This window comes from Actimicrobium sp. CCI2.3, from assembly GCF_035019065.1.
Lineage (GTDB): Bacteria > Pseudomonadota > Gammaproteobacteria > Burkholderiales > Burkholderiaceae_D > Actimicrobium.
Map to the genome: position 1 here is coordinate 156,631 of NZ_JASJWR010000005.1, position 11,131 is coordinate 167,761.

The 11,131-nt window shown below is 59.7% G+C and carries 9 protein-coding genes; 2 read left to right on the forward strand and 7 right to left on the reverse strand.

Annotated features, from left to right (window positions below; genetic code table 11):
• Positions 1-46 precede the first annotated feature (46 nt).
• The 7 genes from QN370_RS04905 to urtA all read right to left on the reverse strand — a co-directional run bounded on the left by QN370_RS04905 (position 47) and on the right by urtA (position 6,379).
• Positions 47-301, reverse strand: a complete 255-nt coding sequence (locus QN370_RS04905; RefSeq protein WP_322126338.1) for a hypothetical protein — start codon at positions 299-301, stop codon at positions 47-49.
• Between the two features lie 26 nt (positions 302-327).
• Positions 328-1,359, reverse strand: a complete 1,032-nt coding sequence (locus QN370_RS04910; RefSeq protein WP_322126337.1) for an aliphatic amidase — start codon at positions 1,357-1,359, stop codon at positions 328-330.
• 102 nt (positions 1,360-1,461) lie between these two features.
• Positions 1,462-2,151 carry an urea ABC transporter ATP-binding subunit UrtE gene (gene urtE, locus QN370_RS04915; protein WP_322126336.1) on the reverse strand — a complete coding sequence of 230 codons (690 nt, stop codon included), beginning with the start codon at positions 2,149-2,151 and terminating at the stop codon, positions 1,462-1,464.
• 17 nt (positions 2,152-2,168) lie between these two features.
• Positions 2,169-2,936, reverse strand: coding sequence for an urea ABC transporter ATP-binding protein UrtD (urtD, locus tag QN370_RS04920; RefSeq protein WP_322126335.1), 768 nt, complete (start codon positions 2,934-2,936; stop codon positions 2,169-2,171).
• Positions 2,933-4,087: an urea ABC transporter permease subunit UrtC gene (gene urtC, locus QN370_RS04925; RefSeq protein WP_322126334.1), complete on the reverse strand. Its 1,155-nt coding sequence runs from the start codon at positions 4,085-4,087 to the stop codon at positions 2,933-2,935. The genes urtD and urtC overlap by 4 nt, the downstream gene beginning before the upstream one ends.
• A 23-nt stretch (positions 4,088-4,110) precedes the next feature.
• Entirely contained in the window at positions 4,111-5,028 is a 918-nt protein-coding gene (urtB, locus tag QN370_RS04930) for an urea ABC transporter permease subunit UrtB (RefSeq protein ID WP_322126333.1), read from the reverse strand.
• Between the two features lie 97 nt (positions 5,029-5,125).
• Positions 5,126-6,379 (reverse strand): urea ABC transporter substrate-binding protein, encoded by a 1,254-nt coding sequence (urtA, locus tag QN370_RS04935; RefSeq protein ID WP_322126332.1) that lies wholly within the window; start codon positions 6,377-6,379, stop codon positions 5,126-5,128.
• Positions 6,380-6,736: 357 nt separating this feature from the next.
• Between urtA and QN370_RS04940 the strand changes: the two genes are divergently transcribed.
• Positions 6,737-10,117 (forward strand): ATP-binding protein, encoded by a 3,381-nt coding sequence (locus QN370_RS04940; RefSeq protein ID WP_322126331.1) that lies wholly within the window; start codon positions 6,737-6,739, stop codon positions 10,115-10,117.
• On the forward strand, positions 10,098-11,015 hold the full coding sequence (locus QN370_RS04945) for a response regulator transcription factor (RefSeq protein ID WP_322126330.1): 918 nt from the start codon (positions 10,098-10,100) through the stop codon (positions 11,013-11,015). The genes QN370_RS04940 and QN370_RS04945 overlap by 20 nt, the downstream gene beginning before the upstream one ends.
• The last annotated feature ends 116 nt before the right edge of the window (positions 11,016-11,131 follow it).

Here is an 11,131-nt window from a genome sequence, read left to right on the forward strand (position 1 = left end):
GGTTGCTCCTTGTTGGGTAACAAAAAATGGGAATCAGGAAGACGAATCAGGAGGAAGGAAACGCGCCTGCAAAGCAGCCGGCCTGATAACCGCCACTGACGGTGTCATCCTTGATCGTGGTGCACACCAGCTTGACCCACTCGTCCTGCTGCAGCACGGTACCGTCCGGCAGCACGCCGCCGGATGCCGTGAACGAGAGCAGGCAGACCGGGCAGGTTTGCGCCGAAGACGCACAGCGCGCCTTGCCGCTGTCGGTGAATCCGGCGGTGCCGAATTTGTTGTAGTGCATGAAGCCAATCATCGCGATTCTCCTTGTGCAGAAAAAAATCAGGTGTTCGGGGTGTTCGGAATTCCGTCGATCGGGCATTCCGGTGTGCCAGCCGTCGACCGCGTCAGTGCTTCCGATTGCGCCCGCGCAGCTTGCGGATTGTTGACCCAGGTCTTGTAGAAATCGAACGGGCAATCGGCCTTGCCTGCCGGGTCTTCGCCGGAATTGATGGTGCCGGTGTAACCACGGTGCAGCAGCTTGTACAAATGGTTCTGTGATTGCCAGTTGCGGCGCGCATCGCGGATGCTGCTGACCGACAGTTCGGCGTAGTTGATGCCCATTTCTTCGGTACCGCATTCGCCCAGCGTGCGACCGTCGTAGCCGACCAGTGCCGAATGACCGAAGTACGAATACACGCCATCGAAACCCGTCGCGTTGGCCACGGCCACATAGACGTTGTTCATGAACGCCATCGCCTTCGAGACCAGCACCTGCTGCTCTTTCGACGGATACATGTAGCCCTGGCAGCGCACGATCAGCTCGGCACCTTTCATCGAACAGTCGCGCCAGATTTCGGGGTAGTTGCCGTCGTCGCAAATGATCAGGCTGATCTTCAGGCCTTTCGGGCCGTCGCTGACATAGGTCGTGTCGCCCGGATACCAGCCTTCGATCGGCGTCCACGGCATGATCTTGCGGTACTTCTGCACGATCTCGCCCTTGTTGTTCATCAGGATCAGCGTGTTGTACGGGGCCTTGTTCGGGCGCTCTTCGTGCTGTTCGCCGGTGATCGAGAACACGCCCCAGACATTGGCCTTGATGCAGGCAGCGGCGAAGACATCGGTCTCCGGGCCGGGGATGGTGGACGCAGTGTCATACATCTCTTGCGCGTCGTACATGATGCCGTGGGTCGAGTATTCCGGGAAAATCACCAGGTCCATGCCGGGCAAGCCGGTTTTCATACCGACCAGCATCTCGCCAATCTTGCGAGCATTGTCGAGTACCTCGGCACGGGTGTGCAGGCGGGGCATCTTGTAGTTGACCACTGCAACGCCGACGCTGTCGTTGCTGCTGGAAATATCACCGTGTCTCATTCGAACTCCTTGATTAGATTGCGTACAACTCAATGATCATTTTTGCTTGCCGCCCTGGACTTGGCGCGGGTTGGTGGGGCATTGCGCCGTCGTTCACACCGACTACACCGACAAATACTTGCTAATGGTCGGCGCATCCACATTGGCGCGCGTGTCTTCATAAACAAAACGCCCCTTGTCGATCACCAAAAACCGGTCGGCAATGTCGAGCGTAAAACTAAGCACCTGCTCGGAAACAACGATGGTCAACTGGCGCATCGTGCGAATCTCTTTCAGGTTGCGTGCGATGTCCTTGATGATCGACGGCTGGATGCCTTCGGTCGGCTCATCCAGCAGCAGCACTTTCGGGTTGGTCGCCAATGCGCGGGCAATCGCCAGTTGCTGTTGCTGACCACCCGACAGGTTGCCGCCCTTGCGACTGCGCATGTCATAGAGCACCGGGAACAACGCATATAGTTCTTCGGGCACCTTGCCGCGCGCCTTGGCCGGCAGGCCGGTCTGGATATTTTCCAGCACGGTCATGTTGGAAAAAATCATCCGGCCCTGGGGCACGTAGGCGATGCCGCTCTCGACGCGCTCGAAGCTTTCCATGCCGCCGATTTCCTGCTGGCCGATGCGGATGCTGCCGCTGCGCTTGGGCAGCACGCCCATCAGTGTCTTGAACAGCGTGGTCTTGCCCATGCCGTTGCGCCCCATGATGGCGACGATTTCATTTTTCTCGACGTGGAGGTTGATGTCGTGAATGACCTGGCTCTGGCCGTAGCCGGAAACGAGATTGGTGATGCTCAACATGGTGTTTCCTTTCGGGCTTAGTGACCCAGGTAGACTTCGATCACTTTCGGATTGGCCTGCACCGATTCCATGCTGCCTTCGGCCAGCACTTTGCCCTGATGCAGCACGGTGACCCGGTGTGCAATGCTCTTGACGAATTCCATATCGTGCTCGATGACCAGCACCGAACGACCCTGGCTGATGCGGCCCAGCAGCTCGGCCGTCTTGCTGCGCTCCGAGACACTCATGCCGGCGACCGGCTCATCAAGCATCAGCAATTCCGGCTCCTGCATCAGCAACATGCCAATCTCCAGCCATTGCTTCTGGCCGTGCGACAACAGGTCGGCCTGCTGATGCAATTGCTCGCTCAAAAAGATGTCGGCAGCGACTTCATTGACGCGGGCGATGACATCGGCCGAGCGCTCGAACACCAGCGCACCGAAGACCGAACGACCTTTCGGAAACGACATTTCGAGGTTGTCGAAAACGCTCAGGTTTTCGTAGATCGACGGCGTCTGGAACTTGCGGCCCACCCCGGCACGGACGATGTCGTACTCGGCCATTTTGGTCAGTTCGCGTTCGTTGAAACGGATGCTGCCGGAAGTGGCCTGGGTCTTGCCGCAGATCAGGTCGAGAACAGTCGTCTTGCCAGCCCCGTTCGGGCCGATCACGACATGGACTTCATTGCGGTTGACGTACAGATTCAGGTTATCGACTGCCTTGAAACCATCGAACGAAACAGTCAGGCCTTCGACCGCCAGCACGGGCCGGTGGGTATTCTTGACGCCAATCGGTGCGTTACTCATTTGACAGTCTCCAGTTCGGCGGCAGGTTGAACACTGGATTGAGGTGCAGGTTTGGCGCGAGCTTTCGGCAACCATTTCGCCAGCAACGGACGGCCATGCGACTCATATAATCCGGCGATGCCGTCCGGGAAATACATCACCACGGTGATGAACAAACCGCCCATCAGGAATAGCCACAGTTCCGGCAGCGTTTCGGAAAAATACGTCTTGCCGAAGTTCACCAGCAGCGTGCCGTAGATCGCACCGAGCAGCGACATGCGACCACCGACGGCGGCGTAAATCACCATCTCGATCGATGGCACGATGCCGACAAACGACGGCGACATGAAACCCACTTGCAGCGTGAACATCGCGCCGCCGATGGCCGAGAAAGCCGCCGCCACACAGAACACGAAGATCTTGAAACTGGCCACGTCGTAACCGGAGAAACGCACACGCTCTTCCTTGTCGCGCATCGCCATCAGTAGCCGACCCAGTTTGGAAGTGAGAATGTAGCGACCGAACAGTACGCAGACAAACAGCAGGGCGACCGTGACGAAGTACAGGATCAGCTTGGCCGAATCAGTGCGAATGTCCCAGCCCAGCATGGTCTTCAGATCGGTGATGCCGTTGACACCACCCGTGAGGCCTTGCTGACCGACGATCAGGATGGCGAGAATGGCGGCGACGGCTTGCGTGACAATCGAAAAATACACGTCGCCGACCCGGCGCTTGAACATCGCCACACCGAGGATGAAAGCGATCAGTGTCGGTACCGCAATGACCAGCAACAGGGTCAGGCCGAGGCTATGAAACGGCTGCCACATGGCCGGCAACGAGGTGATCTGGTTCCAGTCCATGAAATCCGGGATACCGGGGGTCGACTGGATTTTGGTGCTGATCGGGTCCGACGCTTCGAGCTTGAGAAACATCGCCATGCAATAGCCGCCGACGCCGAAGAACACGCCCTGACCGAGGCTCAAAATACCGCCATAACCCCAGCACAGCACGAGTCCAACGGCGACAAAAGCGTACGACAGATACTTGCCGACCAGCCCCAGACGAAAGCCATCGAGCAGCAGCGGAAACACGACGAGCAGCAGCGCGCCCAGCACCAGCAGGCCGATGGCACCCTGCCGCCCTCCCAGTAATTTTTCGTACAGTGTGTTCATGGTCGGTCCTTGGAGGTAAAAAACTACTTGCGGACTTTGGAAGAAAACAGGCCTTGCGGACGCAGCATCAGAATCACGATCACTGCCGACAGCGTGAGTACCTTGGCCATCGATCCGGACAGGAAGAACTCGGCGGTCGACTGGGTCTGGGCAATCGAGAAGGCTGAGGCAATCGTGCCGATCAGGCTTTGCGCGCCGCCAAACACCACCACCAGAAAGGTGTCGACGATGTAGAGCGAACCGCTGGTCGGGCCCGTCGACGCGATGGTCGTGAAAGCCGACCCGGCCACGCCGGCCACACCGCAACCGAGGGCAAACGTGGTGCGATCAACCTTGCGGGTATTGATACCGACCGCGCCGCTCATCAAGCGATTCTGCATCGTGGCGCGGACCTGCAAGCCCCAGCGCGAACGGAACAGCAGCAGGAAAATACCGCCGGTCATGATCACCGTCAGGCACATCATGAAAGCACCGTTGATCGGGATGTCGATCGTGTCGGTCGGCTTGAACGAACCCATCAGCCAGTCAGGCAAGGTGGCGCTGACTTCCTTGGCACCAAAGATCGAGCGGAAAGTTTGCTGCATCAGCAGGCTCAGGCCCCAGGTCGCCAGCAAGGTATCGAGCGGACGTTTGTAGAGGCGGCTGATCATCAGCCGTTCGGTCAGGTAGCCAACACCGTAGGCGGCGACGAATGACAGCACGATCGCCAGGAAAAAATAATAGGGCTGGAAAGACGGTGCGTATTTTGTCGTCAGTGACGACAGGTAATACGTCATGTAGGCACCGATGGTGAGGAACTCGCCATGCGCCATGTTGATCACGCCCATCTGTCCGAAGATGATGGCTAGTCCGAGTGCCATCAACAGCAGCACGCAAAAAACCGACAGGCCGTTAAAACCCTGCATCGCGAAGATGGCGCCGAATTCAGATAACCACTCCATGGTGACTCCCGTTGATGCTGCGTAAGAAATTGGGTGATGCGGTACCACCGCGTCGGGTGGCCACGAAGAACCGTGCCCACCCGACGCATGACGCAGGTTACTGATAGCCCTTAGGGAACGGGTTCGGCTCGATCAGCTCCGACTCGTAGACCACCTTGAACTGGCCGTCTTTCTGTGCCTGGCCGATGCGGGTCTTGCTCCACAGGTGATGGTTTTCATGGACCTTGACGTAGCCTTCCGGTGCCGTTTTCAGCTCCAGTCCGGCGGAGGCGGCGATGACCTTGTCGACATCGAAACTACCGGCTTTCTCGACAGCCGCTTTCCACAACCACGGGCCCAGATACGCGGCCTGCGTGACGTCACCCATCACGGCATTGGCACCGTATTTGGCCTTGAAGTCCGCCACGAATTTCTTGTTGTTCGGGTTCTCCAGGCTCTGGAAATACTTCATTGATGCGTAGAAGCCTTCGACGTTTTCGCCACCGATACCGAGCATTTCATCTTCGGTGACCGAGATAGTCAGCAGGGTCTGGGTCTTGGCGGTCACGCCCGCGGCCTTGAGCTGCTTGTAGAACGCGACATTGCTGCCACCGACGACGTCAGTAAAAATCACGTCCGGTTTTTTCAGCTTGATCTTGTTGATCAGCGAGCCAAACTGGGTGTTGCCCAGCGGGTAGTACTCTTCGCCGACGACCGAACCCTTGATCACGTTCTCGATATGTTTGCGTGCAATTTTATTGGACGTGCGCGGCCAGATGTAATCGGAGCCGACCAGAAAAAACGTCTTGGCTTTCTTTTCCTTGGCGATCCAGTCGAGACCGGCCAGCACTTGCTGGGTCGCTTCCTGACCGGTGTAGAACACGTTTTTGGATTGCTCCAGACCTTCATAGAAAGTCGGGTAGTACAGCAAGCCGTTTTCTTTTTCAAAGACCGGCAACACCGCTTTGCGCGAGGCTGAAGTCCAGCAACCGAACACCGTGGCAACGCGATCGCTGACCAGCAATTTCTTGGCTTTTTCAGCGAAGGTTGGCCAGTCGCTGGCGCCGTCTTCCTGAATGATCTTGATCTTGCGACCAAGGATGCCGCCCATCGCATTGATCTGATCGATCGCCAGCCGCTCTGCCTGGATCGAACCGGTTTCGCTGATGGCCATCGTGCCGGTTGCCGAATGCAACTGACCGACCGTGACTTCGGTATCGGTAATGGCCAGCTTGGTCGTATTGATTTTCGACGTCGCCAGGGATTGGGCAAAGCCCATCATCGGCAATGCCAGCGTGGAGGCAACAGCCAGACCCATGAGAACCTTGCGGCGCTGGGCAGACTTGATATCGGCAGGGGAACGAGTTGACATGCAGTGCTCCTTTCAGATGGTGGTAGTGCGGAAAATTGATGCGGAAAATTCGCTGGCAAGCGGGATTGTGCGAGCGGCATCACCACGTTCTGGTGTTGCCTGTCTGGAAAGCGTTTTGCCTTGCGACGTAGATTAGGAGCTGCGCCGCGGTGCAGCAATACGTCGTTTGACGTAAGCGCCCTGACCGGCCGACGGTACCTTGGCTGACCGCGCCCGCACTGCGCACCACACCAAGGCAGAGCGCATCCATCTCAGTGCGCCATGGCGCACATCACGCACGACAACGTGCATGGCACCGTGACCCGGCATGGTTTAAAACTTGCTACTGCACCGGGTCCCTCACCTCCCGAGAATCCCGTGTCAACGGCAGCCCCCCAACGCATCATCAAGATTCGCCGCGACTACAACACGCTCGTCGCCAATGAAACGCTGGAGGACTACGCGTTGCGCTTCACGCCGCGCGCGTTTCGCAAGTGGTCCGAATTCAGCTTGGCCAATACCGCCATGGGTGCCGTCTCGTTCCTCGCGCTTGAAGCAATCGGCGGTGCGATCACGCTGAGCTATGGGTTCACGAATGCGTTCTGGGCCATCCTGTGCGTGTCGGTGCTGATCTTCCTGACCGGTCTGCCGATCAGTTATTACGCGGCCAAATACGGCGTCGACATGGACTTGCTCACGCGTGGTGCCGGCTTCGGCTATATCGGCTCGACCATCACGTCGCTGATCTATGCGTCGTTCACGTTCATCTTTTTTGCCCTCGAAGCGTCCATCATGGCGCAGGCCGTGCAGCTGTATTTCGGCTTGCCGCTGGCGCTCGGTTACATCGCCTGTTCGCTGCTGATCATCCCGATGGTGGCGTGGGGCATCACCTGGATCAGCCGGTTGCAACTGTGGACCCAGCCAGTCTGGATCGTGCTGCTGGTGCTGCCCTACGTCTGCGTGCTGTACAAGGAGCCCACCGTACTGAACGACCTACTGCATTTTTCCGGCCGTGCTGACGAGGGCGGCGCGTTCAATCTGGCGCTGTTTGGTGCTGCCACAGCGGTGGCTTTTGCCTTGATCGCGCAGATCGGCGAGCAGGTCGACTTTCTGCGTTTCCTGCCTGAAAAAACGCCGGCCAACCGCGTGCGCTGGTGGTCGGCCCTGCTGCTGGCCGGACCCGGCTGGATCGTGCTGGGTGCGGCCAAGATGCTCGGTGGCGCACTGCTGGCGTACCTCGCGATCCAGCATCAGGTGCCGCTGGAGCAGGCCATCGAACCGACCCGGATGTATCTGGTGGCGTTCGGCTACGTGTTCTCGAATCCGGCCTGGGTGCTGGCAGCGGTGACGCTGTTCGTCGTCGTCTCGCAAGTCAAGATCAACGTGACCAATGCGTATGCCGGTTCGCTGGCCTGGTCAAATTTTTTTGCGCGCCTGACGCACAGCCATCCGGGTCGCGTGGTGTGGCTGGTCTTCAATGTCCTCATCGCCATCCTGCTGATGGAGCTGGGCGTATTCGAGGCACTCGAACGTGTGCTGGGGATGTATTCGCTGGTACCGATCTCGTGGATCGGTGCGGTGGTGGCCGACCTGGTCATCAACAAACCACTCGGCCTGAGTCCGCCGCAGATCGAATTCAAGCGCGCCCATCTGTATGACATCAATCCGGTCGGCGTCGGCGCAATGCTGGGCGCGACGCTGCTGTCGGCCGTTGCGCTGGCAGGATCGTTCGGCGCGATGGCGCAGGCACTCGCACCGTTCATCGCCCTGGGCAGCGCGCTGCTGCTGGCCCCGCTGATCGCGATCGCCACACGCGGACGCTACTACCTCGCGCGCGTTGACTCGTTGCCACGCGACGGACTGGTCACGCACCGATGCGTCATTTGCGAGAACACGTTCGAGTCCGAAGACATGGCGCACTGCCCGGCCTACCAGGGCGCGATCTGTTCGTTGTGCTGCACGCTCGACGTGCGCTGCAATGATCGCTGCAAGGTCGATGCACGCGTGCCCGAACAGCTGATGGCAACCTTGCCCGGCAAGCTGGCCCGCCGTCTGCAAACCCGCCTGAGCCGCTACCTGATCATCCTTGTCTTGCTCGGCAGCGGGCTGGCGCTGCTGCTGTGGCTGCTGTATGCACAGGAACTGACAACGCTGTCGTCGATGGCCGGGCACGACCGGCTCGGCTGGATTTTCCTCAAGCTGTTTTGCAGCCTGCTGCTGTTGACTGGCGTGGGCGTCTGGTGGCTGGTGCTCACCGCCGACAGCCGTCGCATCGCGCTGGAAGAGTCGGAACGCCAGACCCAGTTGCTGTTGCAGGAAATCGCCGCGCATGAAAAAACCGATGCCAAACTGCAGCGAGCCAAGGAATCGGCCGAATCTGCCAACCTCGCCAAGACCCGCTTCATCACCGGCATGAGCCATGAACTGCGCACGCCGCTCAACAGCATTCTCGGTTACGCGCAAATCCTGCAGTTCGATCCGGCCATGCCGCCACACCGCAAGGACGCGATCGACGTGATCCATCGCAGCGGCAACCATTTGCTCAGCCTGATCGACGGCTTGCTCGACATCGCCAAGATCGAAGCCGGCAAGATGCGGCTCGAATCCGACGAGCTGGCGCTGCCGGCGTTCCTCGAACAGATCGTCCAGATGTTCGCGCCGCTGGCCGCCGAAAAAGGCCTGACCTTCGCGTTCGTCTGCAGCAGTCGCCTGCCCGATGTCGTGCGCGCCGACCACAAGCGGGTACGCCAGATCCTGATCAATTTGCTCGGCAATGCGGTCAAGTTCACCGATACCGGTTCGGTCACGCTGCGCCTGAATTACCAGCGCGACATGGCGCACTTCTCGGTCGAAGACACCGGTATCGGCATGACGGCCGACGAAGCCGAGCGCATCTTCCACCCGTTCGAGCGCACCGCCAGCGCTGATTTGCGCGCCGCCGCCGGCACTGGCCTGGGCCTGACCATCAGCAGCATGCTGACCCACATCATGGGCGGCGAACTCACGGTCACCAGCACGCCCGGCAGCGGCAGCTGCTTCCTGCTCAAGCTCTATCTGCCGACCATCCACGCACCCCGTGCGGCGCTGACGCTGGCCGATCCGCTGTCGGGTTACCTTGGTCCGCGCCGGCGCATCCTGATCGTCGACGATCAGGCCAGCCAGCGCACGATGCTCGCGCAGATGCTCTTGCCGATGGGGTTCGCGATCACCGAAGCCGACAGCGGTGCCGCTTGCCTGGCCAGCATCCGTACCGAATTGCCCGACCTGGTGCTGCTCGATATCGCGATGCCGGTGATGGATGGCTGGGCGGTCAGCCGCGCCATCCGCGACCTGAACCTGCCCGGCACCACCACCCTGCCGATTCTGATCGTCTCGGCCAATGCCTTCGATCTGGCGGCGGGTCGCGCCGGCTTTCCGTGCCATGACGGCTTTGTCGTCAAGCCGGTGTCATTGCTGGAATTGCTGGCCAAAATCAGGATTCATCTGCGTCTGGAGTGGATTGCCGCACCAGTGCCGGCGACCGCCTTGACCACGACGGTGGCGACGCAGCCATCACTCGACGACCTGACCGCACTACTCGAACTCGGCGCGATCGGCTATGTCAAAGGCATCCTCGCCAAACTGAGCGAACTGGAACGGCGCACGCCTTCCCAGCTCGCCTTCACCACCGAACTGCGCGAACTGGTCAGGCGCTTTCGCCTGAACGACTTTGCCACCCGATTGAAAGAAGCCATTCGCGATGCTCCCCCTGCGCCCTGACCAGCATGTGATCCTGATCGTCGACGATGTACCCGAAAATCTGGCGGTGCTGTCGGATGCACTCGACGAAGCCGGCTACATGGTGCTGGTCGCCACCGATGGGGCCGGGGCGCTGGAGCGGCTCGGCTATGTCACACCGGACCTGATCCTGCTCGATGCGGTGATGCCCGGCATGGACGGATTCGAGACGTGCCAGCGCATCCGCGCCCTGCCCGGTGCCAGCCACATCCCGGTGATCTTCATGACCGGGCTGACCGAAACCGAACACGTGGTGCGCGGCTTCGACGTAGGCGGCAATGACTACGTGATCAAGCCGCTGCAACCACGCGAAGTGATCGCCCGCATCGTTGCCCAGTTGCGCAGTGCCAGTCAGATTTCGCTGGCCAACACGGCCAGTGAAGCCAGTGCGCATGCCGTCATCGTGCTCGACCGGCAGGGCCAGCCAATCTGGCAGACCAGCAAGGCGCTGGCCTGGATGGAGCAGTATTTTCCCGGTGACGACACGACGACGCTGCCACCGTCGCTGCGCAGCTGGATAATTCAACACCTGACGCAGGCCAGTACGGATCCGGGAGCAGTGCCACCGCTGCGGGTGCAGCAGCAGGACGGCGCGCTCTGCATCCGGTTTTCGCACGGCGAACGCAGTGGCGATTTACTGCTGCTATTCGACGAGTCCGCGCCCGTCAAACCAGCGAGCCCACCGATGGACGGCTACCAGCTGACGCCTCGCGAGCAGGACGTGCTCGCCTGGCTAGCCAAGGGCAAAACCAACCGCGACATCGCCGACATCCTCGGCATGAGCCCGCGCACCGTCAACAAACACCTCGAACATATATTCGTCAAACTCGGTGTCGAAACCCGCACGGCAGCAGCGGCATTGGTGGCACGCCAGCCATGATCCGTCTTGGCGAGCGCCGGCGGTGCAATGCCCTTCGGTTATTGCACCCTTGTATGCTGTTTTTAACGGTTGATTTTGATTAGATTGATGTGGCATCAAAGATATCGGAAAGAGCG

Bases quoted from the DNA above. Each gene is read 5' to 3' on its own strand.
- QN370_RS04905 (WP_322126338.1), bottom strand. From the start codon at position 301: ATGATTGGCTTCATGCACTACAACAAATTCGGCACCGCCGGATTCACC.
- urtB (WP_322126333.1), bottom strand. From the start codon at position 5,028: ATGGAGTGGTTATCTGAATTCGGCGCCATCTTCGCGATGCAGGGTTTT.
- urtA (WP_322126332.1), bottom strand. From the start codon at position 6,379: ATGTCAACTCGTTCCCCTGCCGATATCAAGTCTGCCCAGCGCCGCAAG.
- urtD (WP_322126335.1), bottom strand. From the start codon at position 2,936: ATGAGTAACGCACCGATTGGCGTCAAGAATACCCACCGGCCCGTGCTG.
- urtC (WP_322126334.1), bottom strand. From the start codon at position 4,087: ATGAACACACTGTACGAAAAATTACTGGGAGGGCGGCAGGGTGCCATC.
- urtE (WP_322126336.1), bottom strand. From the start codon at position 2,151: ATGTTGAGCATCACCAATCTCGTTTCCGGCTACGGCCAGAGCCAGGTC.
- QN370_RS04945 (WP_322126330.1), top strand. From the start codon at position 10,098: ATGCTCCCCCTGCGCCCTGACCAGCATGTGATCCTGATCGTCGACGAT.
- QN370_RS04910 (WP_322126337.1), bottom strand. From the start codon at position 1,359: ATGAGACACGGTGATATTTCCAGCAGCAACGACAGCGTCGGCGTTGCA.